18 protein-coding genes, 1 tRNA gene and 1 pseudogene are annotated in these 24,971 nt (G+C 70.4%); 9 read left to right on the forward strand and 11 right to left on the reverse strand.

The annotated features are described in order from the left end of the window. Window positions 1-14: 14 nt before the first annotated feature. The 3 genes from ACFS27_RS07960 to ACFS27_RS07970 are packed head-to-tail and all read left to right on the forward strand — an operon-like array spanning window position 15 to window position 4,162. Window positions 15-1,970 (forward strand): beta-mannosidase, encoded by a 1,956-nt coding sequence (locus ACFS27_RS07960; protein ID WP_377181712.1) that lies wholly within the window; start codon window positions 15-17, stop codon window positions 1,968-1,970. 3 nt (window positions 1,971-1,973) lie between these two features. Then, entirely contained in the window at window positions 1,974-3,164 is a 1,191-nt protein-coding gene (locus tag ACFS27_RS07965) for a mandelate racemase/muconate lactonizing enzyme family protein (RefSeq protein WP_377181714.1), read from the forward strand. Window positions 3,165-3,202: 38 nt separating this feature from the next. Further along, window positions 3,203-4,162, forward strand: a complete 960-nt coding sequence (locus ACFS27_RS07970) for an aldo/keto reductase (RefSeq protein WP_377181716.1) — start codon at window positions 3,203-3,205, stop codon at window positions 4,160-4,162. Between the two features lie 63 nt (window positions 4,163-4,225). On the opposite strand, the gene ACFS27_RS07975 is transcribed toward ACFS27_RS07970, so the two are convergent. After that, entirely contained in the window at window positions 4,226-6,739 is a 2,514-nt protein-coding gene (locus ACFS27_RS07975) for an MMPL family transporter (protein ID WP_377181718.1), read from the reverse strand. 109 nt (window positions 6,740-6,848) lie between these two features. Beyond that, window positions 6,849-7,838 (reverse strand): NAD(P)-dependent alcohol dehydrogenase, encoded by a 990-nt coding sequence (locus ACFS27_RS07980; RefSeq protein ID WP_377181720.1) that lies wholly within the window; start codon window positions 7,836-7,838, stop codon window positions 6,849-6,851. A 129-nt stretch (window positions 7,839-7,967) separates the two neighbouring features. Here ACFS27_RS07980 and ACFS27_RS07985 point away from each other — a divergent pair, with 129 nt between their 5' ends. Next, on the forward strand, window positions 7,968-8,519 hold the full coding sequence (locus ACFS27_RS07985) for a TetR/AcrR family transcriptional regulator (protein WP_377181722.1): 552 nt from the start codon (window positions 7,968-7,970) through the stop codon (window positions 8,517-8,519). A gap of 184 nt (window positions 8,520-8,703) precedes the next feature. Here the strand turns inward: ACFS27_RS07985 and ACFS27_RS07990 are convergent, their stop codons facing one another. From ACFS27_RS07990 to ACFS27_RS08005, 4 genes are all read right to left on the reverse strand, one after another. After that, complete coding sequence (locus ACFS27_RS07990) at window positions 8,704-8,865, reverse strand: hypothetical protein (RefSeq protein ID WP_377181724.1); 162 nt, start codon at window positions 8,863-8,865, stop codon at window positions 8,704-8,706. Between the two features lie 284 nt (window positions 8,866-9,149). Then, window positions 9,150-9,222 (reverse strand) — tRNA-Ala (locus ACFS27_RS07995). A gap of 101 nt (window positions 9,223-9,323) precedes the next feature. Further along, window positions 9,324-10,286 (reverse strand): hypothetical protein, encoded by a 963-nt coding sequence (locus tag ACFS27_RS08000; protein WP_377181726.1) that lies wholly within the window; start codon window positions 10,284-10,286, stop codon window positions 9,324-9,326. Between the two features lie 234 nt (window positions 10,287-10,520). Further along, on the reverse strand, window positions 10,521-11,132 hold the full coding sequence (locus ACFS27_RS08005) for a GNAT family N-acetyltransferase (protein ID WP_377181727.1): 612 nt from the start codon (window positions 11,130-11,132) through the stop codon (window positions 10,521-10,523). A 227-nt stretch (window positions 11,133-11,359) separates the two neighbouring features. On the opposite strand from ACFS27_RS08005, the gene ACFS27_RS08010 reads away from it, so the two are divergent. Then, a complete protein-coding gene (locus ACFS27_RS08010) occupies window positions 11,360-12,004 on the forward strand; it encodes a 5-formyltetrahydrofolate cyclo-ligase (RefSeq protein WP_377181729.1) in 645 nt (214 codons plus the stop codon). A gap of 60 nt (window positions 12,005-12,064) precedes the next feature. Here ACFS27_RS08010 and ACFS27_RS08015 read toward each other — a convergent pair whose 3' ends face one another. Beyond that, on the reverse strand, window positions 12,065-14,608 hold the full coding sequence (locus tag ACFS27_RS08015) for a penicillin acylase family protein (RefSeq protein WP_377183648.1): 2,544 nt from the start codon (window positions 14,606-14,608) through the stop codon (window positions 12,065-12,067). A gap of 320 nt (window positions 14,609-14,928) precedes the next feature. On the opposite strand from ACFS27_RS08015, the pseudogene ACFS27_RS08020 reads away from it, so the two are divergent. After that, window positions 14,929-15,021 (forward strand): annotated as a pseudogene (locus ACFS27_RS08020) (FmdB family zinc ribbon protein); the annotation flags it as partial. Between the two features lie 62 nt (window positions 15,022-15,083). On the opposite strand, the gene ACFS27_RS08025 reads toward ACFS27_RS08020, so the two are convergent. Continuing rightward, the gene (locus tag ACFS27_RS08025) at window positions 15,084-15,335 is read right to left on the reverse strand and encodes a hypothetical protein (RefSeq protein ID WP_377183716.1); all 252 of its coding nucleotides are present in this window, start codon (window positions 15,333-15,335) and stop codon (window positions 15,084-15,086) included. Between the two features lie 152 nt (window positions 15,336-15,487). On the opposite strand from ACFS27_RS08025, the gene ACFS27_RS08030 reads away from it, so the two are divergent. Both ACFS27_RS08030 and mscL read left to right on the forward strand, forming a co-directional pair. After that, the gene (locus ACFS27_RS08030) at window positions 15,488-16,330 is read left to right on the forward strand and encodes an SAF domain-containing protein (RefSeq protein WP_377181731.1); all 843 of its coding nucleotides are present in this window, start codon (window positions 15,488-15,490) and stop codon (window positions 16,328-16,330) included. Between the two features lie 154 nt (window positions 16,331-16,484). Beyond that, entirely contained in the window at window positions 16,485-16,907 is a 423-nt protein-coding gene (gene mscL, locus ACFS27_RS08035) for a large conductance mechanosensitive channel protein MscL (protein WP_377181733.1), read from the forward strand. A 126-nt stretch (window positions 16,908-17,033) separates the two neighbouring features. Here mscL and ACFS27_RS08040 read toward each other — a convergent pair whose 3' ends face one another. Together ACFS27_RS08040 and ACFS27_RS08045 are read right to left on the reverse strand one after the other, a co-directional pair. Further along, complete coding sequence (locus tag ACFS27_RS08040; RefSeq protein WP_377181735.1) at window positions 17,034-17,309, reverse strand: hypothetical protein; 276 nt, start codon at window positions 17,307-17,309, stop codon at window positions 17,034-17,036. A gap of 124 nt (window positions 17,310-17,433) precedes the next feature. Continuing rightward, window positions 17,434-21,462: a hypothetical protein gene (locus ACFS27_RS08045; RefSeq protein ID WP_377181737.1), complete on the reverse strand. Its 4,029-nt coding sequence runs from the start codon at window positions 21,460-21,462 to the stop codon at window positions 17,434-17,436. A 563-nt stretch (window positions 21,463-22,025) separates the two neighbouring features. On the opposite strand from ACFS27_RS08045, the gene ACFS27_RS08050 reads away from it, so the two are divergent. Beyond that, the gene (locus tag ACFS27_RS08050) at window positions 22,026-23,267 is read left to right on the forward strand and encodes an MFS transporter (RefSeq protein WP_377181739.1); all 1,242 of its coding nucleotides are present in this window, start codon (window positions 22,026-22,028) and stop codon (window positions 23,265-23,267) included. Between the two features lie 197 nt (window positions 23,268-23,464). Here the strand turns inward: ACFS27_RS08050 and ACFS27_RS08055 are convergent, their stop codons facing one another. After that, complete coding sequence (locus tag ACFS27_RS08055; protein WP_377181741.1) at window positions 23,465-24,844, reverse strand: helix-turn-helix domain-containing protein; 1,380 nt, start codon at window positions 24,842-24,844, stop codon at window positions 23,465-23,467. Between the last annotated feature and the right edge of the window lie 127 nt (window positions 24,845-24,971).

Below are 24,971 nucleotides of genomic sequence, written 5' to 3' on the forward strand. Positions count from 1 at the left end.
GAGATTGGCAAGGAATGACCCAGGAAAGCAGGCCGTGGCTCGGCGCGAACTACTGGTCGCGAGCGGGTGGTCCATGGATGTGGACCCACTACGACGAGAGGATCGTGCGGGAGGAGCTGCAGACCCTGCGCGAGCACGGGCTGGACACGACCAGGAGCTTCCTGTTCTGGCCGGACTTCATGCCCCGACCCGACGCGCTCGCCGAAGATCTGTATGCCCGCTTCCGGTCCTTCCTGGACCTGCACAGCGAGATCGGGATGCGTACCATCCCGACATTCCTGGTCGGGCACATGTCGGGCGAGAACTTCAGCCCGGCATGGCGCGACGGGCGCAGCCTCTACCGTGACCCATGGCTGCTCGGCAGGCAGGCCTGGTACATCCGCGAGTCGACCCGTCGGCTGCACGACCACCCTGCGGTCGCCGGCTGGCTGCTCTCGAACGAGATGCCGATCTTCGGTGATCCCGAGGGCCGGGGCAGCGCCGCGGACCGCGAGCCGGTGAGCGCCTGGGCCGAGATCATGACGCAGGCGGTCCGCGCCGGAGGAGGGCATCAGCCGGTCTCCACGGGAGACGGTGCCTGGGGAATCGAGGTCACCGGCCGGGACAACGGGTATCGGGTACGCGACCTGGCTCCGATGGGCGACTTCGTCGGTCCGCACGTGTACCGGATGGAGGACGATCAGTCCCGAGAGTTCCTCACCGCCGCGTTCATCGGTCAGCTGCTGTCCTTTACCGGCAAGCCGGTGGTCCTGGAGGAGTTCGGCGTCACCTCTGCCTATGCCTCTGCGGAACGTGCAGCTCACTACTACCGCCAGGTACTGCACTCCACCCTGATCACGGGCACCCGTGGCTGGCTCGCCTGGAACAACACCGACTACGGCGATCTGTGGGACCAGGATCCCTATCGACACCACGCGTTCGAGCTCTACTTCGGGGTCACGGACTCGCAGGGGCGGCCGAAGAGCACACTGCACGAGCTGGCTGCGTTCTCACGCGTCCTCGACCAGGTGGACACGTCCACGCTGGCTCCTGACGCCTCCGGTGCGGCTCTCGTCGTTCCCTCGTACCTCGAACACCACTACGACATGACACCCGCCGAGGACGGCCCGGTGATCTTCGATGCGCTTCGCCAGTCCTGGATCGCGGGGTGGGAGGCGGACCTGCCCCTGACGATCGAACGCGAGGTCGATTCCCTGCCCGACGGCCATGCGCTCTACCTGGTGCCATCGGTCAAGCATCTGCTCACCACGACGTGGCGTCGGCTGCACGAGCTGGCCGAAGGTGGAGCCACGGTGTACGTGTCCTACTGCGCGGGTGAGGGCGGCTGGCAACGAGGACCATGGTGGATGGACATGGACTCGATCTTCGGCGTGGAGCACCAGCTCCGGTACGGGCTGACGAACGTGATCGAGGACGACGTGATCCGTGCCAACGCACTGACGGATTTCGGCACTGTCGAGAAGGGCAGCACCCTCGAGTTCCGAGCCGCCGGCACGGTGAACTCCCGTTCCTACCTCCCGGTACGGGCGACGGAGGCGGAGGTCGTCTGGGAGGACGCACATGGCCGGCCGATGCTGCTGCGCCGGCGCGTGGGCGCCGGACAACTCGTGCTGGGCACGTACCCACTGGAACACATGGCCTCGCGGGTGCCCGGAGCAAATCCGGAGGACACCTGGCGCCTGTACACGGCGTTGGCTGCCGAGTCCGGTCTCGGCGAGCGGGCACAGGTCGACGACCCGCGCGTGCACGCACGGACGATGAGCTCCGGGTCCGACCACTACCTGTGGGTCGTGTCGCAGGCCGAGGCCGCCCTTGACGTCCAGGTCAGCCTGAGCGGAGCCGACACGCTCGGTGCCGAGGTCACCGACGAACGAACGCCTCCGGTCGTCACGGACCACGGACTGTCCCTGCACCTGGAGCCCTGCGATGCTCGGGTCTTCCGGCTACATCGACGCGTACAGGACGACTAGACGATGAAGATCACCGATGTGAAATGTGCTGTGATCGCCGGCGTTCCGCTGGTGCGCGTGACCACGGACGAGGGAGTCGACGGATTCGGTCCCGTCGAGTCGGGCAAACCGTTCCTGACACCGGTGGTGACGATGTACCGGGAGTTCCTGGTCGGTTCCGACCCCACCCAGGTCGAGAGGTGCGTCGCCAAGATCCGGCGGTTCGGCTCCCACAAGCCATGGGGCGCAGCGGTGAGCGCGATCGAGATCGCGCTGTGGGACATCGCAGGCAAGGCAGCGGGGCTCCCGGTGCACCGCTTGCTCGGCGGCAAGGTGCGCGACCGTGTGCGCGTGTACAACGGTGGCGTTCGCTCGCAGCCGACCGGTTTCGAACCTGAGGACTATGCGCAGCAGATGCGCGAGATGACGGCGGCGGCCGAAGGTTTCACCCTCGTCAAGGAAGGCGTGGCGTTCCACGGCTTCATGAACCAGCATGTGCAGGGATTCCACTACGGGGAGTCGCGAACTGGGCCACGGCACCCCAACCGTGGCGTGGTCAGTTCCCGCGGGTTGAGTCATGTGGTCGAGTGCGTGGCCGCGATGCGCGAGACGCTCCCGCCCGAGATCGACCTCGCACTGGACGCAGGACCGGGCTTTCTCCCGGCAGATGCCATCAAGCTGTGCCGGGCGCTGGAGCCCTTCGACCTGGCCTGGGTGGAGGACCTCATCACAGGGGACTACGTCCCATGGGTGCATGCGCCGCAATATCGAGAGGTCACTCGCGCGACGACCACGCCGACGCACACGGGTGAGCAGATCTATCTGCGACACAACTTCGCCGAGCTCATCGAGACCCAGGCGGTCCGGGTCATCGGGCCGGATCCCTGCGACGTGGGCGGTCTCGCCGAGCTCAAGTGGGTTGCCGAGTACGCCGATCTGCACGGCGTCGCGATCGCTCCGCACGGTGTGCTCGATGGGGTGTTCGGGTTGGCTGCACTGGTGCAGGTCTGCGCCACGCTGCCGGACAACTTCATCGCCTTCGAGTATCCCGTCGCCCCCGAACCCTGGTGGTACGACGTCGTGGACGGCCTGCCGACGCCGATCGTGAAGGACGGCTTCATCGACGTGGGCGACCGGCCGGGGCTCGGCATCGAGATCGACCGCAACGCGATGCGTGCCCGGCTACGGCCGGAGGACGCCGACTTCCTCGCCTGACCTTGATCGACGCGAGCCCCCTCAAGGAGAAGCACACAATGTCTGAACCGATCGCGCTGGAACGTCGGCGCCTTGGCAATACCGACCTGCTGGTGACCCCGCTGTGCGTGGGCGGGGGGCCGATCGGGTCGATGCCGGCCAACTTCGGCTACGACACCCCGGTGGAGCGCGGCGTCGAGACCGCGCTCGCCGCTCTGCACGGTCCGCTCAACTTCCTGGACACCTCGAACAGCTACTCGGCCGGCGAGAGCGAACGCCGGATCGGACTGGCGATCGGCCGGCACGGTGGGCTGCCCGACGACTTCGTGCTGGCCACCAAGCTTGACCGAGATCTGGGTTCTGGTGATTTCAGCGCCGAACGCATGTATCGCTCCGCCAGGGAGAGCCAGGACCGACTCGACGTAGAGAGCTTCTCACTGCTGCACCTGCACGACCCGGAGCATGTCGGTTTCGAGGCGGCGATGGCTCCGGGAGGGCCGGTGGAAGCGCTGCTCGCATTGAAGGAGCGCGGCGTGGCACGGCACATCGGCGTGGCAGGTGGCCCGGTCGAGATGCTGCGTCGGTTCGTCGAGACGGGGGTGTTCGACGTGGTCCTGACACACAACAGATGGACCCTCGTCGACCGGTCGGCCGATCAGCTGATCCAAGAGGCCGTCGACGCGGGCGTCGGCGTGCTCAACGCAGCGGTCTTCGGTGGCGGTGTGCTGGCACGGGGCTTGGGCTCTGCTGCGGCCCGGTACGGCTACCGGGAGGCCGAGCCCCGCGTGGTCTCCGCGATCGCATCGGTCGAGGAGCTCGCGAACTCGTTCGGCGTGCCCCTGGCCGCCGCCGCGATCCAGTTCTCCACGCGGGACCCCCGGATCGGATCTACCGTGCTGGGAATATCGCGTCCCGAGCGGATCGCGGCGGCGGTGGGGCTGAACGCCGTGCCGATCCCGGACGAGTTCTGGGCGCAGGTACACGAGTTGGCCGCCCCGTCCGACACCTGGTTGAGCTGAGCCCTGATCCACCGGCCGCCGGTTGCGGCGGCGCTCGGTGGTCAGGGGGCAGCGCCCGCGCCGTCAGCGCCGGATCTTCGACCGCGTTCCGTCCGCGCGCGGATGGCTGCGCAGCCGGCTCCCCTCGATGTCGACGTCGGGGAGGATGCGATCGAGCCATCGCGGGAGCCACCAGACGCTCTTGCCGAGCAGGTGCATGAGCGCCGGCATGAGCAGCAGCCTGACGACGAAGGCGTCCAGGAGCACGCCGAAGGCGAGACCGAATCCGATGGAACGGACCATGGTGGCCTCCGAGAAGATGAATCCACCGAAGACGGCCACCATGATGAGCGCGGCGGCGATCACCACCGATCGCCCTGCATGAAGGCCCTTGGTCACGGCGGTCCGCGCCGGCGCGCCATGGGCATACGCCTCCCGCATCCCGGACGCGAGGAAGAGCTGATAGTCCATCGCGAGCCCGAACAGGATGCCGACCAACAGCACGGGCAGGAAGCTGAGGATCGGTCCCGTGCTGTGGATGCCGATGAGCTCTGCCCCCCAGCCGAACTGGAAGAGGGCGACGACGAGGCCGAACGTCGCGAACAGCGAGAGCACGAACCCACCGGTGGCGATGATCGGCACGAGCAGTGAGCGGAACACGATGATCATGATCAGTAGCGACAACCCGATGACGACGCCGAGATACAGGGGCAGGACATCGACGATCGCCTCCGAGATGTCGATGTTGATCGCTGCCTGGCCGGCGACCCCGAGGGTGATGTCGCCGTCGAGAGCCGGCAGCGCTCGGATGTCCTCGACGAGCTCCGCGGTCGACTCGCTGTCGGGTCCTTCTTCCGGCTTCACCTGGAAGGCAAGGAGCGTGTTGTCGTCCGCCGCCGCGATCGGCGCGACCGCCTCCACCCCGGCCAGGCCCCCGAGAGTCTCGGCGATGTCCACCTGGACGGCGAGCACCTCCTCGTCACCGAGCCCGTCGGGGACGTCGGCAGCGACGAGGAGCGGACTGTTCGCTCCGGGACCGAACGCCTCGTCCACAGCGTCGAACGCCTGAAAGCTTGTGGACTCCTGCGGGTCGCTCGAGCTGTCGGGCAGTCCAAGGCGCATCGACAGAGCCGGCACGGCGATGGTCAGCAGCACGGCCACCGAGATCGAAGCGGTGAGAACGGCACGGAGCGTTCCCATCGGCTTCGCCTCGCGTTCGCTGTGGTGTCGCTCTCCGACGGTTGCTCGCGTGCCCCTTCCAAGGAGGCGGTCGCCGATCAGGCCGAGAACGGCCGGGGTGAGCGTCAGCGCGATGAGCACGGCGATCGCGACACACACGGCGCCGACCGTCCCCATCAGGCCGAGGAACTGGATTCCGGTGACGTTCAGCGCGAGCAGCGCGACGATCACCGTCGACCCTGCGAAGAGGACCGCCGTGCCCGCCGTCCCTGCGGCGACGCCGATCGACTCGTGGACGGGCATGGCGGCGAGCAGCTGCTTGCGATGCCGGTTCACGATGAAGAGGGAGTAGTCGATGCCGACTGCCAGCCCCAGCATGACGCCCAGCACCGGGGTCACGGCCGCCATGTCGACCATGCCGGAGAAGGACAGGGATGCGGCGACGCCGATGCCGACGCCGACAAGTGCGGTGACGAGCGGGAGAGCGGCGGCGAGGGCCGAACCGAGCACGATGATCAGCACCACACCGGCGATGCCCAGTCCGATCATCTCCGCCGGGCCGAACAGCTGCGGATCTCCCTGCGAGATCTCCGCGCTGAAGTCCACGGAGGTGCCGCTCACGGGTTCACCCTCGAAGTGCCCCAGCGTCGCGTCCTTCACCTCGCTGGACAGATCGAGACGGGAATCGGTGAAGGCGACGTTGACGATCGCCGTCGACTCGTCCTCTGACACGACGACGATGCCGTCCGCAAGACCGAGCAGGGTTTCGGCGAGGTCGGCCTCGCCGGCGGACTCCTCCAGATCGCTCCGGTTCTCCTCGAGCGCGCTGAGCTGCTCATCGAGCTCGACGAGCTGGCCCTCGACCATCTGCTCCTGCTCCTCGAGCGCCCGAACCTGTTCCGCCGGAGCGCCGGAGTCCACCGCCTGCCGGTGCGCCTCGGTGAGTTCTTGGTGCGCCCTCTCCAACTCGGCCCTGCCCTCGGCGGCCTGCTCCTGCGCTTCGTCGAGCTGCGCACGTCCGTCGGCGATCCGCGTCTGCCCGTCCTCGAGCTCCTCGATCTGATCGACCTGTTCCTTCGCCACCTCGAAGGGGTCGACCACTGTCGCTACGCCGTCGAGATGCTCCGCGCTCGCTGCCAGAGCGGAGATCTCCGATCGTTGCTCGGCAGTGAACGCTTCTCCGTCTCGAGTGCGGTAGACGACGGTTCCCGTTCCGCCCGCGGTGTCCGGCAGCTTGTCCGCGAGCTCATCGACGACCGCACCGGACGCGGTACCGGGGATGTCGAAGCTGCTCTTCAGCTCTCCGCCGAAGCCGGCGAAGGCCCCGAGCGCGAGCCCGAATGCCGCCACCCATCCGAGGATCACGATCCACGCTCGGCGTGCGGCCAAGGAACCAAGACGGAAGAGGAGAGATGACATGGGTGAGTACTCCACAGGGGTGCTGTCTGACGATGAGGGTTCCGGTCAGGCACTGACCGAGCGCGCGGCGAGGGTGGCGCCGCGTCCTGGTGGTTCGCATCCGTCCGGGTCAGGCGATTTCCGGGCCATCAAGTGGGGCGGCGACCTGGACGATCACCTTCCCGCGCACCCCTCCGGCTTCCAGCCGCGCGTGCGCGTCGGCGATCCGTTCGAGAGGGAAGACGGTGTCGACCACCGGGCGCAGCTTTCCCGCCTCGGTGGCCGCGGTCAGCGTCTCGAAGAGTGACCTTTCGGGGTGCCCGAAGAACAACCGGACGCGACGTGAGCCGTGGATGCCGGAGAGCAGGACGTACCCGAGGCTGCGTACAGGGTGATCGAGGTCGAAGGCGATGGTCACCATCCGCCCACCGTTCGCGAGGATTCGGCGGTACTCACGCAACTGTGTGCCGCGGGTATCGAACACCACGTCGAACTCCCCGAGCTCTCGCGGGGGCAGGTGGTAGTCCACGACGTGGTCAGCCCCGAGCTTCCGGACGTAGTCGACCGTCGCGGGACTCGTCGAGGCGGTGACGATGGCACCGAGCATCTTCGCGACCTGCACGGCAACGCTGCCGACACCACCGGCGGCACCGCGGATCAGCACCCGCTCTCCGGGTCGGAGGGAAGCCTTGTCGCGCAACGCCGAGAGCGCTGTGTTTCCCCCGGAGAGAAGCGACACCGCCTCGACGAGGGTGAGACCGGACGGTGCGTGCGAGATCCTGCCGACGTCGGCGGCCACGTACTCCGCCGCCGCCCCCACATCGCCCCGTTCGTCGACAGCGCCCCACACGCGGTCGCCGACCGCGAAGTCGGTCACGCCGTGGCCGAGCGCGGTGATCTCGCCGCTGAAGTCGATTCCGATCGGCCGGGGGAACTTCCGTCCGGTGACGATCTTCAACCGTCCCTGACGTCCGGCCAGCTCCCCGCCGTTGACGGTCGAGGCGACGACACGCACCAGCACCTGGCCTGCGTCGGGGTGGGGGCGCGGGACCGTCGACGTGTACAAGACCTCCGGTGGTCCGTATCGCGCATACATCGCGGCGTGCATGGGCTGGCTCATTCGGGTTCCCTTTCCTTCGCTTCGGTGTCGACGCTAAGGTAAGAAACGGGCGGTGCCGCCCGTTTCTCTCGAAGTGGGAAGAAGTCCCGTCCGACCTTCCCGGAAAGGGTCCGGATGCCCGCCCGAAATGTGAGGAAGGACGTCGCGCGCAACCGCGAGCGCATCATCGACGCCGCGCGCATCGTGTTTCGGGAGCACGGCATCTCCGCGCCGGTTGCGACCATCGCGCGCATCGCGGGTGTGGGCACGGCGACGCTCTACCGCCACTTCCCCTCGCGCGATGATCTGCTGACCGCGATGTTCGGGGATCAGGCCCGTCATCGCATCGCCGTGCTCGATGATGCCGTCGCGGACCCCGACCCGTGGCGCGGATTCGTGAGGTCGCTCGAGACAGTCGTCGAGATGGAGATGGAGAACCCCGGCCTGTCCGACGCGATCGTCTCGCAGCGCCATGCGATCCCCGTGTACGAAGAACTGCGCGTGCACGCAGTGGCCGCACTGGCCACCCTCGCCGAGCGTCTGCGCGACGGCGGGATCGTCGGCGAGGATTTCCGCGTCGCCGACATCCTCCTGATCCTCGCGGCCTTGAAGGGGATCACCGATACCGCCGGGGAGGAGAACGCCCTTCCGCGGACACGACGGTTCATCCACCATCTCGCACACGGGATCAAGCGTCCGTGACGGCGTCCTGTCGGCTCGAAGCAGTACTCGCCCCGAGCGACTGAACCAGCGCGGATGGTTGACGATCACCACGGTGTGTGCGCCGTCGGCCGGCACGAACCAGCCTTCGAGCGGGGTGCCGTCCTTGGAGGGGAAGGTGACGTCCTCGGCGCGGGGTTCGCGGGCTCGTAGGTCCCCGTAGGTCTCAGTCGGCTCGTACGGCCGGGTCGAGAACGTCCTCGCACCACTGCCGGAAGGTGGTGGGGGTGTCGATCGCGTCCTGCGGTGTGCAGGTGACGCCGTCGTCGAGTCCGTTGCCCTTGGCGAGCATCATGTCCAGGAGCTCCTTGGCCATACCGTCTGACATCCCGTGCCGGTCCTGTGCTGGTCTTCCAGCCCGGCCCAGCTCTCGTCGAGCAGCAGGCGGGCAGCGACGGCAGCGATGTCACGTGTGGCGACGGCGGGCAGAGGCCGGTCCGGAGGCAGGACGTCGAACCACACACCCTGCTCCTTGATGCTTCTGACGTTCCGGAGCATGTTGTCCATGAACGAGGCGTTTGCCTGGTTGCTCCGTTGCTTCTCTAGGTGCCCTGCCAGAACGTCGAAGGCCGCTGACCTGCACTTTCGTGCGGTTCAGCGGCCTTCACCGGGTGGAGCTAGGGGGATTCGAACCCCCGACCTCTTCATTGCGAACGAAGCGCGCTACCAACTGCGCCATAGCCCCTCGGACTGCAGAAGACTAGCACTTCACCGCCGGTGATCCGCAACTTGACCGGGTGTCGCGCGGGTCACGGGCAGTGACCCGCGCGACCTTCACCAGCCTCGTCATCCGGCCGCCCGACGTCGCGCCAGGATCTCCTCCAGCGGCTTGCCCAGCGTCTCGGACTTCATCCGTGGCGGCTCACCGCGCAGCAGCTCGTCCTCTGCGACCGGGTCCGCCCCGGCCGGTGCAGCGCCAGAAACGGGCACCGACGGCGGCGCAGCGGCCGGGCCGGCGGAGACCTGACGGCCGGTGCCGCTCGACGTCGACGCGGAGCCGGTAGGCGCCGTCGTGCCCTTGTGAGCGGTCGACGAGGTGGGCAGCGCCGCGTGCTGCCGCTGCGGCGCCGCAGGCTTGGTCACGTAGGTGGGCAGCGGGACCGGCACGGGATCCCAGGCCCGCCCGCTCGGTACCGCGTCCCGCTTGGCCGGCTTCTCGTCCTCCGCTGTCGGCTCGGCCTTGGGCCCTTCCTCGACCGGGACCTCGATGATCTTCGGCTTCGCCGGACCGTCGAGGATCTCGTCGAGCACGTCCTTGCGGGCGACCCGTGGGATCGCCTGCGTCTCGGTGCTGGAGCCGCGGGTGGCCAGGCCGGTGACCTGCGCGCGGTTGCGCGGCGCGTACGGGCCGCCGTTGGCGAGGGCGCGGGCCTGCGTGGCGCGCTGCCGCGCCGTCCGCACGGTGGCCTGCCACCGGGCGTCCGCGCGTCGAGCGGCCCTGGCCGCACGGCGGCCAAGGAAGAGCACGAACAGCAGCATGGCCGACGGCGCGACGGCCATGCCCCAGTGCAGCCGGTCGAGTCCGACGAGGGCCCAGCCGCCGATGCTGCCCACCAGCAGGAGCGCCGAGACGATGAGGCGACGCCGCGCGCGTGCTGCTCGCCGCGCACGCCGCTCGACCCTGCGGATACGCTCCGCCGTCAGCGGTCGGCCGCGGACCATGATCTGGAGCGGGTGTCCCTTCGGGGTCGGACGAGCGACACGCGGCACGCCCTGGCCGGTCCCCCGCGGCTTGCCGTCAGTAACCATCGCCCCTCCTCTCCTGTCGGAGCCACTCATCGCGACGATGCGCAGCCCCACCGAAAACCGGTCCGTCACCCGCGAGTCCGCGAGCTCTGACCGATGGCGCACCAGGGTTGGCAGCCAGTAGCCCAACCACAGGACGAATAGCGCGGCGGCTATCAGTCCTGCAGTCGATTCCACGACACGACGTTAGGCGAGCATTGCCACGCCCAGCGGCACCACGCGCGGCGTGTCCCGCCGTCAGGGCGCGTCCCGCAGGCGCTGCCAACGCGTCAGCAGCCCCTCGGGGACCTCCTCGCGGGTGATCGCGAAGGTGCGGTGGTCACGCCACTGACCCTGGATGTGCAGGAAGCGCTCGCGCACCCCTTCGTCCCGCAGCCCGAGCTTCTCGACCACGCGCAGGCTCGGCTTGTTCTCGGGCCGGATGTTGATCTCGATGCGATGCAGCCCGAGGAAGAACGCATAGTCGGTGGCCATGGCGACGCCCGTGGGGATAACACCCCGCCCGGCCACGCTCTGGCTGACCCAGTAGCCGATGCTCGCCGAGCACATCGAGCCCCACGTGATGGAGGAGACGGTGAGCTGCCCGACGAGCGCGCCGTCGAGCTCGACGCCGAACGGGAGCGACGTCCCGGCGCGCGCCTGCGCCGAGAGGGAGCGCACGTACTCCCCGAACGTCGAGGCGATGTACCGGTTCGCGCCGGGCGCCGTCGCCTCCCAGCGTTCCAGCCAGGCTGCGTTCTCGGCCCGGAGCCGCGACCAGTCCCCCGCGTCCCGACGCCGGAGCGGGCGCAGCACGACTGCACCGGCCGGCGTGTCGTCGCGCAGCGTCACCGGCCATGGCTTGGCCACCGTCCACCCCTTAACAAACTTTCCCGTCGCGCCTTCCGGCGCGTCTGACTTGCTCGACGGCATCATCGTTCGCCCCTTGCCACGTCCCATGACGAATCCCGGCGTTGGAGAGGGTCTACCACGCTCGGTGGTCTGAGACCCGTCGAGCAGCCGCTCGGTCATGTTCTCGCCTTCTTCGTACGCTGTTCGTAACAATCTTGTCTCGGAGTCTTGGCACAATAGCGGTCATGAGCGGCATCTCTGTTCCGACGCCACAGCCGTACCCCGTCCTACCCGGGATGGAGACTGGTGACGCCAAGGAAGAGCTCCGCCGCGCGATCCGCGCGCAGCGCGGCCACCGGTCGGCCCGGCAGCGGGCACAAGCGGCTGAATCACTAGCGGACATCATCGAGTCAATTCCCGAGGTCCGCGACGCGGGATGCGTCGCCGCCTACGCCGCGCGCAGCGCCGAGCCCGGCATGCTGCCGCTCCTGGACCGTCTCACGGGTCGGGGCGTCCGCGTGCTGCTCCCGGTGCTCGGTGCGGGCCTGGCCCGCGACTGGGCGGACTACACGGGACCCGACGACCTCCTCGAGCGCGCGCCCGGCCGTCCGCCAGAGCCCGGTGGGCCCACCCTTGGCACCGACGCCACCAAGCTGGCCGACGTCGTCCTGGCGCCCGCTCTCGCCGTCGACACCCGCGGGGTGCGGCTCGGTCAGGGCGGCGGCTGGTACGACCGCGCCCTCACCCACCTGCGGCCGGGCGCGAACGTGATCGCCGTCGTCTTCCCCGAAGAGGTGTACGACGCCGCGGAGCACCCGCTCCCGCGCGAGGAGCACGACATCCTCGTGCACGCCGTCGCGACCACCACCGACTGGCGCTGGCTCGGCTGACCTCCGCCGGTCGAGCGGCTCAAGACGGGTCTCGACCCGTTCGACCGGCGGAGGTCCACCTCACGGGGTGAGGATCAGCTCGTCCTCCTGCGCCGCGTCGACGGCCTCGGCACTGAACGGCCAGGGGAAGGTCTCCCCGTTGGCCCACGCGGCGAGCTGGTCGTCGTAGTGCTCCGACGCCGGGTGCGCGGACGTGCCGGTCACCACGACCCAGGTGGAGGCGTCGAGATCCGCGAGGTCGACGACCATGCGCATCGACGGACCGCTCGTCACCTCGAAGCTGCCGCTGGCGGCGTCCCATGCGGTGGCGTTCACGATCGAGGATCCTCCCCCGACCTTGACCGGCAACGGGTTCATGTACGCGGCGACCGGAGCCGGGATGCCCGACCCGCCCAGCACCAGGTGCTCCAGGCGTAGCTGGTGGAGCGTCCCCCACTCCCAGTCGCTCGTGTCCTTCCCGAGCTCGACGGTCAGGTCCTGACGCGCGCTGACCAGCGCCTCCGTGAGGACCTGGTCGCGGCTCTCCACGACGGCCACCGTGGACTTGTCGTCCCAGAACTCGTCGTTGGGGTTGTCGAGCATGCCCTGGATCACTGCCAGCCAGCGGCTGCCGCCGTCGGGCCACATGGACTCAGGGAGCTCGTCGTTGAAGGTGGTCCGCAACAGGTTGCGCCACACGGCCGCGAAGTACGCGGCGGCAGCGGAGTCCGCGTCCATGGAGTAGTCGTCCCAGTCGGCGAGGAGAGCCTGGCCGTCCGAGTCGTACCCGGCAGGGAGGTTGACCGCGAGCAGCACGGGCACCAGGGTGTCGGCGAACACGCTCCACTGATCCATCTGGATCGCCGACATGTCGGCGGCCGAGAGCTTGCTGCCCGCCGCGATCTGGTCGGTGAGCAGCGTCCGGATGCGTTCCGACCGGTAGCCGTAGTCCCAGTCCCGGGTGAGGAACGGCCCGCTGCCGCCGGGCAGCACCGCCTGGTTCGCCGCGACCACGAAGCCTTCCTTCGGGTCGATGACGCCAGGCATCTGCTCCTTGGCCACGTAGCCGGTCCAGTCATAGCGGGCGTCCCAGCCGGGGCGCGGCCACGTACCGTCGGACTCCACCGCACCCGGCACGCTCGCCCGTACCGGGACCTTGCCCGGTGCCTGGTAGCCGATGTGCCCGTCCGTGGTGGCGAAGACGATGTTCTGCGCCGGGACGTCGAACTTGGCGGCCGCGGCCTTCATGTCCTCCGGGTTCTTCGCCCGGTTCATGTCGAACACGGCGTCGGCCGTGTGGCCGGGCTCGAGCGCGGTCCACTGCAGTGAGATCTCGTACTGGCCCAGCTCCGTGCCGGTCTCCGTGGGCGAGTTGCGCACCGCCTCCATGGTGGCCTCGTCCATGACGGACGAGACGATCGGGCCGTGCACGGTCCGCCGGACCTCCAGCTCGACCGGGCTGCCGCCGTCGACCCGGATCACCTCGGTCTCCTTCTCCATGGGGACCCACTCGTCCGCACCGCGGAGGTACGTGTCGTTGCGGACCCGTTCGATGAAGAAGTCGGTGACGTCGGCGCCCATGTTCGTCAGGCCCCAGGAGATGTCCGCGTTGTGCCCGATGATCACGCCGGGGAAGCCGGAGAAGGAGAACCCGGACACGTCGAACGGACAGTCCGGGCCCACCTCGTTGCAGTGCAGGCCCACCTGTGCCCAGATGCCGGGCGCGGCGAGATCGAGGTGCGGGTCGTTCGCCAGCAGCGGCATGCCCGACTCCGTGTACTGGCCCGACACCGCCCACGAGTTCGAGCCGGTGCCCTCACCGCGAGCGATCTGCACGGGCACCGCGTCGAGCGCCCGCTGCGCCGACTCCAGCGCCTCCGCGAGGTGAGGGCTCTCGTACACGTTCCCCGGGCCCGACGACGTCTCGGTCGCCTGGCTCTGCTGCGTCGCCTGCGGGACGGTCGCCTCCTCAGGGTCGAGGATGGTCGCGTTGCCCGTGCCGGAGTAGGCAGGGAAGAGCTCCGCGACGCGCGACGCGTCGCCCAGCGTGCTGTACGCCAGCGCGCGGTCGAGCTCGTCGTCGTAGTTCCCGCGCAGGTCCCACGCCATCGCCTTGAGCCAGGCGAGCGAGTCGATGGGGTCCCACGGCTCCGGCTCGTTCACCTCGACGCTGACGTCGAGCACCGTGTACTCCACGGCCGTCTCAGCAGGGTTGCGCTCCGCGATGTAGGCGTTGACGCCGTCCGCGTACGCCTGGAGGTACTGCCGCGTCGTGTCGTCGAGGATGTTGAACTCCTCCTCCGCGACGTGCCGCCAGCCGAACGTGCGGATGACCATGTCGGCCTGGATCGCCTCGTCGTTGTTGCCGACGAGCTCGGCCAGCCGGCCGGCGGTCACGTGGCGGCGGTAGTCCATCTCGAAGAAGCGGTCCTGCGCGTGCACGAAGCCCTGCGCGCGGAACAGGTCGTCGGCCGAGTCCGCGTAGATCTGCGGCACGCCCTGGGCGTCGCGGCTGACGCGCACGTCCGAGCTGAGCCCCTCGACCTGCACCTCCCCGGAGTGCTCCGGCAGCGGACGGCGCCCGGTGAGCCAGCCGAAGGTCGTCAGTGCGACCAGGATGAGCACCAGGACGACGGCTGTGCCGACGATGAACTGACGGACTCGAGTGGTACGGGTACGACGGGGCTTGGTGCGTCGCGCACCGTCGGAGGTGGCAGTTTCGGCGGGCTCTAAGGGCTCGGCGGAAGTGGTCGCGGACACGCAGTGGAGACTACCGCCCGCCCCTGTGCTTGAGTGAACGCACCCGAGTGAACACACTCGGGAGATCTGGGGACTATCCCCCGCTGCTCGACCGTTACTATTGGCACTCGGAAACCCCGAGTGCCAGAGCCGGTTCCTGTGAGCGCGTGACGCCCCGCCCGGCCTGACGTCCAAGAGGAGTGCACGTGCCCACCTACGCGTACCGGTGTGCCGACTGCGGCCACGCGTTCGACATCCACCAGGAGTTCAGCGACTCGTCGCTGACGATCTGCCCCGAGTGCCAGGGCAAGCTGCGAAAGGTGTTCAGCTCCGTGGGCGTCACCTTCAAGGGCTCCGGCTTCTACCGCACGGACTCGCGCAGCACCTCGACCAACAGCACCGTGAAGTCCGGCAAGGGAGAGTCCTCGTCGGACTCGTCCTCCTCCGGCTCGTCCGGCGGCTCGTCGTCGGACAGCTCCAGCTCGTCCTCGTCGTCGTCGAGCTCGTCCGGCTCGTCGAGCTCGTCCGGCTCGGCGTCCAGCGGGTCGTCGAGCGGGTCGAGCACGTCCAAGGCCGCCTCGGCCTGACCGGGCTTGCCCCTGGGGCTCGACACTGAGTCCGGTGTCGAAGTTCGGCGGGGTCGGCGACCTGTTCGACGGCGCTCCAACGGTCCGAGCTCGACCACAGGCGGCTCTTTCCGCCGGTCGTGCACAAGGGGCCTGACAACGGCGGCGCGGCCCGTCTCGGCTGCATAACGTCGCCGGCATGGGACTCCTCGACACGATCACCGAGCCGGCCGCGCGCCACGGATCACCGCCCGGCTCCGACCCGCACACGCCGTGGGGCCGGGCGGCCGGAGCCACCCCGCAGCGCAGGCCGCGCACGGGGCTCGCCGGCCTGCTGGTCCGCCCGGGCCGGCGTCGCCCGGACCAGGGCCGACCGGGCGGGCCTCGTGCGGCGGCGCTCCGCCGGGTCCGCCGGGTCGTGCGGCGTTGGCGCTTCGCGCTGGCAGCCGCGCTGTTCGGCCTCGCGGTCGCCCTGACGGTGCACGTCCTGCGGCCGCCGCCGCCCCCGACCGTCGACGTCGCGGTGACTGCCCGGCCCGTCTCGGCCGGTACGGAGCTCACCCGGGACGACGTCGTCCTGCGCGCGATCGACGCCGACCTCGCCCCGCCCGGCGTCGTCCACACCGTGCGCAGCCTGCTGGGACGCGCGGCAGTGGTCGAGCTGCCGGCGGGCGCGCCGCTGCACGCCACGCTCGTGTCCGACGCCGGTGTCTCCGCCGCTGCCCCGCGCGGCACCGTGGTGGTCCCGGTCCGCCTGTCCGACGGCGCCGTCGCCGCCCTGCTCCGCCCCGGCGACCGGGTGGACCTGCTGTCCGGGACGACTGCGGGGAGTGTGCCGGCCGGGGCACCCGAGTACCTCGCGCGCGGTGCGCTGGTGCTCCCCGTGCCGGCCGGGCGTGAGCCAGAGGGCACGGGCGGGTTGCTCGGCCCGGTGTCCGAGGCCGACCGCCCCGTGACGCTCGTGGCGGTGGATCCGGAGGACGCGCCGGAGCTGTCGGCGGTCTCCGGCTGGGGCTCGGTGACGGCGGTGCTGGTGCCTTAGATCGATTCCGCCGAGTGCCCGACATGCCGCGGTACCGCCGATTCCGCCTCACCGTGTGTTCGACATGCGATGAACCGGATCTTCCACCACAATCCCCTTCGAGGTCCCGGCGCATGCCCGGACTGCACCAACTTATCGAGACTCAGGGGAATCTATGCGCGGCCTGCTCACCGGCTTCAAAGACTTCATCGCTCGCGGCAACGTGATCGACCTTGCCGTCGGTATCGCGATCGGCACCGCCTTCACAGCCGTCGTCGCGGGGCTGCTCGATGGCATCATCAACCCACTGATCGCCGCGATCTTCGGTCAGCCGGACATCTCAGGCGTGGGCGAGTTCACGATCAACAACGCCGATTTCAGCGTTGGCCTCTTCCTGCAGGCGGTGCTCAACTTCCTCATCGTCGCTGCGGCGATCTACTTCTTCGTCGTCATCCCGATCAACAAGCTGCAGTCCCTGCGCCGGACCTCCGAGGAGGTCGTCGAGGAGGCCGCTGCCGAGGAGGTCGTGCTGCTCACCGAGATCCGCGACCTGCTGCGCGTCCAGGCGGGCACCAGCACGAGCCCGCACAACACCTGAGCCGAGCGCACGGGCCAGCAGGTGATCAGCACAGGTGATCGGTAAAAGGTCAGGTGATCGGTAGCCCGGGGCTGCCGATCACCTGACCTTTTGCCGATCATCCGGCCGTCCAGGCGCAGCGCGCCGTCAGCTCCAGTGCGGTGGGACGTCCCGGCGGAGCTGCTCGTCGTTCGAGTCATGGCCGTTGCCGCTCGAGCCGGGACCGCCGTCGGCCCCCTCGCCCCAGCCGGCCGGGCGCTCGTCGGCGCTCACCCCCAGCACCGCCTCGCGTTCGGTCCCCCGCCGCACGGCACGCCGAGGGCCCCGCCGTCGGGGAGCTCCATCGTTCTGCGCCGGGTCAGCGGGCGGCGCCGGAACGTCGGGGCGCTCCGGATCGACCGGCTGGTTCACGGACTTGGTCACCTAACCATTGTCGCCCGTGAGACCCGCGTTCGGTCACGCGGTGCTGAACCTCACGAACATCGGTCTGCGGACGGAGGCGGACGAACCGAGAAAGGTCCGCCGGTCCACCAACCGTCCGGCGCGCTCAGTCGTCCAGCACCTGCGGGACCACCAGCTCCGCCGCCGGCGCTACGCCGCCAGAGACGCCCACCCGGGCGTCCCGCACGGACATGACCACACGCCGGACCCGCTCCGCCTCGGCGTCCGGGTCCAGGAACGCGGCCGCCGACCACACCTGCGCCACGACCCAGCCGAGCCGTTCGAGCCGCTCCGCGAGCTGACGGTCCCGCACCCGGATGGAGGGCTCTGCCACGTAGGCGGCGTCGTCGGTCAGCACGGCCACCAGCAGCTCCCCCGGCAGGTCGGGGTGCCCCACCGCGAGCGGGATCCGGTCGCCGCCGGGCAGCCCGTAGTCGGTCTCGACCACGAGGCCCGAGCGCCACAGCCGCTCCCCCAGGTCGACGACCAGGCGGTCGAGAGACCGTGCCACGTCGACGCCGTTACCGATCTCCACCTGGTCGGCGAGCCCCGACCGCTCCTCGGCGAAGGACAGCACCTTGGCCAGCATCTGCGGTCCGGGCCCGCGCAGCCGCTCCGGGTCGAGGTCGGTGGCAGGGAAGCACGACACCACGTGCAGCCGCTTGCGCGCCGCACCCAGCGAGCCGAGCAGCATCGCCTCGCCGCCACCGTCGCCGAGCACGCCGAACCGGTGCAGCACGCGGCCGTGCGGCGTCCGCCCGAAGCCGAGGGTGAGCACGATCGTGTCGCGCGCCAGCCCGGCCACGCCCGTGACGTCGGCGACCACGACCGGCTCGGGCCGCGACCCGGCGAAGAACGGTGCCAGCGCCGGGTTCGCCCGCACCTCGGCCAGCAGCCGCTCACGGATGCGGTCGGCGTGCGCGGCGGTCACGGTGACGATGCCGAAGGTCTCCTCCGGCCGGGTCATCGCGTGCTCGATCGCGAGGTCGACCACCCGCTCCACCTCCGCCGTCGTCGACTCGACGGTGCCGGAGACCGGGTCGGGCATGCCCGCACCATCCACGAGCGAGAAGTGCACCAGCGCCTCGGTGCGGGGCACCGGCGCCGGCCGCATGATGCCCTCGTACCCGTGCGCGGCCAGCAGGCCGGTCAGCTTCGGGTCGCGGCGGGCGGGTTCCGGCTGGAGGGTGACGCGCGGCAGCAGCCGCGCCAGGTCTCGTACCGCGGTGCCCGACGCCGACCGCGGGTCGCCGACCACGACGATCTGCCGGCCACGGGCCAGCGCGGGCACCACGACCTCGACCGGCACATGCTGCACGGCGTCAAGGATCACCAGGTCGGCGCTGCGTTCGGCGGGCAGCAGGTGCGGCACCATCGTCGGCGTCGACACCCAGGTCGGCCGCAGCCGCCGCACGGTGGATCCATGCGCGGACACGAGGTCGCGCATCGAGGTCAGGCCACCGTCGACGAGCGTGGCATAGAGCGCCTCGGCGTCCTCCCGCTCGTCCCGCATCGCCCCACCGAGATGCGCGCGCACCGCCGCCCGCACAGGAGCGGACAGCGAGGCGACGTGCCTGCGGTCGAGCTCGCGGAAGCGCCCGGCGAGGGCGTCCAGCCCCGCGCCGTCCTGACCTGCGAGATCGGGCTCGGTGGCCAGGATCTGCTCGAACACCGAGGACCACCACGACAGCTCGAGCTCCGGTCCCACGAGGTCGGCCTCGACGCGGCGTTCGGTGAGGTCGTCGACGAGCTCGCCCAGCCCTGCCTTGCGCAGCCGCCGCAGCACGGCCGTCCGCTCGGGCAGCGGGGTCAGCGCCTCCTCCGTCTCCGCGAGGGACGCGAACCGCTGGACCAGGGCGAACAGGTCGAGATCGAGCAGCCCACCGCCCGCGTGCGACGAGCGCAGCACCGGCTCTAGCGCCTCGAGGTCGATGCGGACCGCCTCGTAGGTCTCCTCCACGCCGGCGAGGCCCTCCGGCAGCGTGGGCCAGCCGCCGCGCGGGCACTGCGCCTGCCACACCTCGCGCTGACGCTGCACCTCTCCGAGTGCAGCATGCATGTCGGGCACGCGGACGCCCGGGCGCACCATCTCGCGAGCTCGCCGCTTCAGCCGGCGCCGCTCCAGCCAGCCCATCTCGACGCCCTGCTCGGCACGCGTCTTCCGCGATGCCGTGGCCTGCACCATGTCCGCGGCCGTGCGCTCGAAGACCATCGGCTGGAACACGTCGAGCGTGCCCCGCATCCCGCCCAGCATCGCGAGCTGCTCGCCCCACTGGTGCGCCGTCGACGCCTGGACCAGGCCCGTCACCCGCGCGACGTACTCGATCTGCTTGCGCAGCTCCGGCAGGGTCTGCTCGACCAGGCGAGTCACCCTGGTGAGGGCCGACCGCGCGTCGTCGTCGGTCAGGATGTGCGCGCCGAACCAGGGGCTCGACGACGACTTCAGCGTGAACGCCCCCAGCTCGGCCGCCCGCACGAGGTCACCAGCGAGCTCGGCGCGGCGCTCCGTGCCCAGCGCGAGGACCGACTCCGGATCGAGGCGCACGCGGGTCGCCGGCGCCGGCCGCTCGGACGTGAGCCGGGCGAGCGCCTGCAGGGCGTCGTACGCGGAGACCCGCCACGGGTCGCGCACGCGGTGCAGCGCCCCGATGTAGCCGGCGAGCTGCGCCCGTGAGCCGATCAGCGCGTCGCGCACCCTGGCTACCTCGTCGGCGTCGATGCGCTCCTGCGCCGGCGCCATCGCCTCGAGGAGGCGGCGCGACGTCGACGTCCGCCAGGTCGGGACCGGTGCGATGTCGAGCAGCAGACCGCCCAGGCCGAGGGACTCCAGCCGCGCGGCCAGTGCGTCGGCGGCCCGGCGGTGGCCAGGCACGTACAGCACCGACCGGCCGCTCGCGTTCGCCTCGGCGACGACGGCGGCCAGCGTGCCTGCGACGTCCGACCCGACCGGCCCGTCGACGAACAGGTGGCTGCCCGTCGCGAGCGCGTCCACGACGTGCCGCTGGTGCGGGTCCAGGTCGCCGACGCCGCGCTCGTGCGCCGGGTCGGCGTCACCCACGCGGGGCTCGGGAAGCTCCACCTTCCCCAGGCGCCGCACCGAGCTGTCCACGCCGCCGAGCGCCGAGACCACCTCGTGCTGCCCCAGGCTCGGGCCGAGCTCGTCGAGGTCGTCGACCAGCACCTGCCCCGGGTGGACGAACGTGCCGACCAGCACGCGGCGGTCCAGCTGGAACTCGCCCAGCACCGCCGACCCGAGGCTGGCCACGCGGTCCAGCACGTCGGTCGGGTTGAAGCCCGCGAGCGTGAACGTCGCCTTGGCCAGCGCGGCCGGGTCCAGCAGGGCGCCGTGGGCGCGCAGCGTGCGTGCTACCACCGGGTTGATCTCGGCCGTGGGGTCGAGCGTGATGTCGTAGTCGCCCTCACCGTCGCTGCGCGGCGTGAGCATGACGGGCCGCAGCAGCACGGGCGCGCGCACCACCCGTGGCTCGTCCTCCCCTGCACTCTCCGACGGCGTCCCGGCGCGGCTCGCCGGCATGGCCAGCGTCACGATGGGGACGGAGCCGGTGAGGGCCGGTGCGTCGGCGGGGCTGTCAGCCGACTCCTGCTCGACGGCCGGGGCGGTGCCCGCCGGGCCGAGCACGCGGGTGATGGCCTCCATGTCGTTCGAGTCGCCACCTGGGGCAGGTCGCTCTGTCCACGTGGCGACACCGATCGCCAGGTAGGTGGGCGACACCCCGTAGCGCTGCGCGTGCTCGGCGGACCGTGCGGCGACCGCCCGTGCCCGACGGCGGGCGGTCGGCAGCGCCCCGGCCTCGCGCACCAGGTTGGACAACCGGGTGGGCCGGCCGGCGAAGAGCTGGGCGACACCGGAGGGATGGGCGGCCGAGAGGTCGATGACGGCCTCGCCCAGCAGCCCGACGTCCGCGAGGGAGGATCCCCCGGCGAGCTGGACCAGCCCGGCGCGCCACCGCGCGACCGACTCGGTCATGGGGTCCCTCGCGGCGCCCGGAGCCTCCCCCGCTGCCAGCTCGGTGGCCGGGTCGACGTTCTCGTCCTGCAGCGCGGCCGAGATCTCCTCGGACAGGTCGGCCGAGATCTCAGGGGCGGCTGCGGTCTGGCGGCGTGCAGCGTTCACACCAGCACGCTAACCGCGCGGCCTCCGCAAGGGCCGGACGCCACGCCGCGCGACACGCCGGGTGCCCGAACTCCCCGGCGTGTCCAGCACGACGGACCACCCGGGTGGCAGGGGCACCTCGGCCGGGGCGCTCGCGCCTTCGACGAACCGTCACCGGGAATGCAAGAGCCCCTCCGGCAGGGGGTCCGAAGGGGCTTCGCAGACGGGCCGAAGCCCGACGGGGTATGACGATGCGCACCGCGCAGGGGGCGGGCGATGCGCACCGTCTTGTGAGAGTCTGCACCTGTTACCGGCGGACGTCAACACCGACTCGGACGATCGTCCAAGTCGCGTTCGGGCGAGGATGAAACGTTGTTGATCCCCACCCTTTCACCCCCCGATGCGGCACTCGCTTCCGCAGCATTCCGCCGATTCCGCACCACGAGCCAATCATCCCGAGACCTCGGCTGAGACTCCCTCCACGCGCGTCGAGGCGGCGCACGACGTCGCGGAGATCACCCCGTCGGGATGCCCGCACGACCGGGACGAAAAAGCCTGGACGGCGTACCTAGACTCGAAGGTTTGTGAGCAAACTCGTCGAGGCAGTCTTCCCCCGCAGGCTCGGCCGATCGTTCCGCTGGCTCGTCGCCTCGTCCTGGACGAGCAACATCGGCGACGGCATAGCGCTCGCCGCCGGCCCCCTGCTGGTCGCCTCGCAGACCGACAGCGCGTTCCTCGTCGCGCTCGCCGCGATGCTCCAGCGACTGCCGTGGCTCATGTTCGGCCTCTGGGCGGGCGCACTCGCCGACCGCCTGGACCGCCGCCTCGTCGTCATCATCGCCAACGCGGTCCGGGCCCTGGTCATCGCCGTCCTGTGCGTCTTCGTGGGGGCAGGGACGGTGAGCGTCGCCATGGTGCTCACCGCGATGTTCCTCTACGGGGTCGCCGAGGTCTTCGCCGACACCACCCAGCAGACGCTCCTGCCGACGCTCGTCCGACCCGCGGACCTCGGTGCAGGCAACCAGCGCATGCAGGCCGGGTTCCTCGCCGCCAACCAGCTGGCGGGCCCGCCGCTCGGCGCGTTCCTGTTCGCCGCGGGAATGGTCTGGCCGTTCGTGGTCCAGGTCGTGTGCGTGGCGCTGGCGGTCGTCCTGGTCGCGCGGATCACGGCCCCGCCAGGCACCTCGTTCACCAACGTCCGCGACACCGAGAGCCATGTCCGCAAGGACATCGCCGAGGGCCTGCGCTGGGTGTGGCACCACGCGCCGGTGCGCACCCTGTGCATCGTCATCCTCGTCTTCAACATCACGTGGGCCGCACCGTGGGGCGTGCTGGTCAAGTACTCGCTGGACCACCTGCACATGAGCGAGGTCGGCTACGGCCTGCTCACCACGGCGACGGGACTGGGTGGGATCGTCGGCGTCCTCTCGTACGGCTGGCTGGAACGGCACGTGAACCTCGCGACGCTCATCCGCGTCTGCCTGACGCTGGAGGTGCTCACGCACGCAGCGTTCGCACTGACCACGACGGGCTGGGTGGCGATCGTCCTCATGTTCGAGTTCGGCGTCTACGTGTTCGTCTGGGGCACGCTGTCCACCACGATCCGGCAGCGTGCCGTGCCCAAGGAGTTCCAGGGCCGCGTGGCGTCGATCAACATGATCTGCGTGTTCGGTGGCCTGGTCCTCGGACAGGGCATCGGGGGCGTCATCGCGGAGTACTGGGGCCTCGTGGCCCCGTGGTGGTTCGCCTTCGCGGGCGCTGGCGTCACCCTGCTGCTCGTCTGGCGGTCCCTGAGCCACGTGGCCCACGCCGGTTCGGCCAGGTAAAGGCTCGACGACGCGAGAGGGTGCTCGGCGCTGAGTTCGGTCACACGTCCGACCGAACTCAGCGACTTCGGTCGGATGCCATGAGATCGGTCCGTTAATGGACCGATCTCACACCAACCGACCGAACTCATCCGACAACCGACCGATCTCAGGACAACGGACCGGGCTCATGGCAACGGACCGAGCTCGTCCGGGCCTCAGCGGGGCTTGACGACCGGGATCGAACCGGTCTCCGTGAACTCACGCATCCGCTTGCCCACCGTCGACCGGCTGACGCCGACCTCTTCCGCGATCTCCCGGTACGTGCGGCCCTTGGTGCGCAGGTCGATCATGCGCTCCGCGTCCTGCGTGCCGAGCTGCGTGTTCCGTCGCGGTGTGCGCCGCCGCGGCATCGCCTCCCGGACGTTGGCCGTGGCGCGGTCGGCCGCCTCGGCGGGCTCCGCCGGAACGGGGTCGGGCTGCGGGGCGCGCTCGCTCACTCCCTGCCGGGGCATGTCGAGGGCGGCGCTGCGCCGCGCGGGGCGCCGCTCCGCGTCCCCGTCGGGCCCCTCCCCGTCGGGCCCCTCCCCGTCGCGCCTCTCCCCGTCGGGCCCCTCCCGGTCAGACCAGGCTCCGTCCGACCGGACCCCGTCAGACCAGGCCCCGTCCGACCGCGTTCCGTCGAACACCTCCCCGTCGTACGGGTTCCCGTCGTACACGTCACCGCGCGGCCTGCCCGCACCCGACCCCGCCGTCTCGCCGAACTCGGCCGCGATCGCGTCGGCGGCTCTGCCCTCGTACCCGGGCGCACCCACCTCGGCCCGCATGCCGGCCGGCCCGCCCGACACCCGGGGATCCATGGGTTCGTCGTCGACGAGGATGCCGGTCAGCCGCTGCCGGTCGGCGAGGTGCAGGCGAGCGACGTCGGCGGTGCCGTCGCCGACGGCCGCGAGCGCCTCGCACCAGGCGGCGACCTGGGCGCGCATCTCCATGGGCGGGACGGTGCGGAGGGCTACCGAGCGTGCCCGACGGCGTCCGGCCTCGGCGCGGGCGAGCCGCCGGCGTGCGGACCGTGACCCGTCGCTCAGGCTCTGGGCGCGGAACAGGTCCTCCGTGGAGAGGAAGAGGGCGTGCATGCGCGCGGACTGCCGCATCGCGGACCAGGAGGTGCCGGTGGCGAGGTGCCGGTCGCCGATCAGTGCGAGGTGCCACATGAGGGCGGCGAGCAGTGGCACGATGAACCGGAACACGACCGCGCCGACCGGGTGGCCGATGTACGCCTCGTGCCACGCGGCGAAGACTCCGGACGCCGACGAGAGCGCCCAGGTCAGGGCAAGCAGGGTGCCGCCGGGCCGGTTGTCCCGGGCGGCCTCGCGGGCCAGGAGGGCGACCGTGACGAGGGACAGCTCGAAGACACCGGCGGTCGCGTAGGCGGTGCCCTGGTTCATGGCGAGGACGTCGATGCCGAACTGGACCATCGCCAGGTACGCGGACCCGGTCGAGATGAGGGCGACGGAGATCGCGCCGGTGAGGACCAGTCTGCGGGAACGGCGCGTCGGGACGGTCGATACGGGGAACGTCCGGTCGGCGGGGGCCACGGGATAACTCCTTGGTCGAGGGCTGTCGGTGACTGCGTCTGCAACAGTTCAGGTACCCAGAGGTTCGGGCGAGCACGAAGATATCGGACAAGTGTGACAACCCGGTATCGTCCGACGCTCGGCTGCA

The organism is Promicromonospora vindobonensis (assembly GCF_042685865.1).
In the GTDB taxonomy this organism is placed as follows: domain Bacteria; phylum Actinomycetota; class Actinomycetes; order Actinomycetales; family Cellulomonadaceae; genus Promicromonospora; species Promicromonospora vindobonensis.

Bases quoted from the DNA above. Each gene is read 5' to 3' on its own strand.
- ACFS27_RS07970 (WP_377181716.1), top strand. From the start codon at position 3,203: ATGTCTGAACCGATCGCGCTGGAACGTCGGCGCCTTGGCAATACCGAC.
- mscL (WP_377181733.1), top strand. From the start codon at position 16,485: ATGCGCGGCCTGCTCACCGGCTTCAAAGACTTCATCGCTCGCGGCAAC.
- ACFS27_RS07975 (WP_377181718.1), bottom strand. From the start codon at position 6,739: ATGTCATCTCTCCTCTTCCGTCTTGGTTCCTTGGCCGCACGCCGAGCG.
- ACFS27_RS08030 (WP_377181731.1), top strand. From the start codon at position 15,488: ATGGGACTCCTCGACACGATCACCGAGCCGGCCGCGCGCCACGGATCA.
- ACFS27_RS07965 (WP_377181714.1), top strand. From the start codon at position 1,974: ATGAAGATCACCGATGTGAAATGTGCTGTGATCGCCGGCGTTCCGCTG.
- ACFS27_RS08010 (WP_377181729.1), top strand. From the start codon at position 11,360: ATGAGCGGCATCTCTGTTCCGACGCCACAGCCGTACCCCGTCCTACCC.
- ACFS27_RS07980 (WP_377181720.1), bottom strand. From the start codon at position 7,838: ATGAGCCAGCCCATGCACGCCGCGATGTATGCGCGATACGGACCACCG.
- ACFS27_RS07960 (WP_377181712.1), top strand. From the start codon at position 15: ATGACCCAGGAAAGCAGGCCGTGGCTCGGCGCGAACTACTGGTCGCGA.
- ACFS27_RS08000 (WP_377181726.1), bottom strand. From the start codon at position 10,286: ATGGTTACTGACGGCAAGCCGCGGGGGACCGGCCAGGGCGTGCCGCGT.
- ACFS27_RS07990 (WP_377181724.1), bottom strand. From the start codon at position 8,865: ATGTCAGACGGTATGGCCAAGGAGCTCCTGGACATGATGCTCGCCAAG.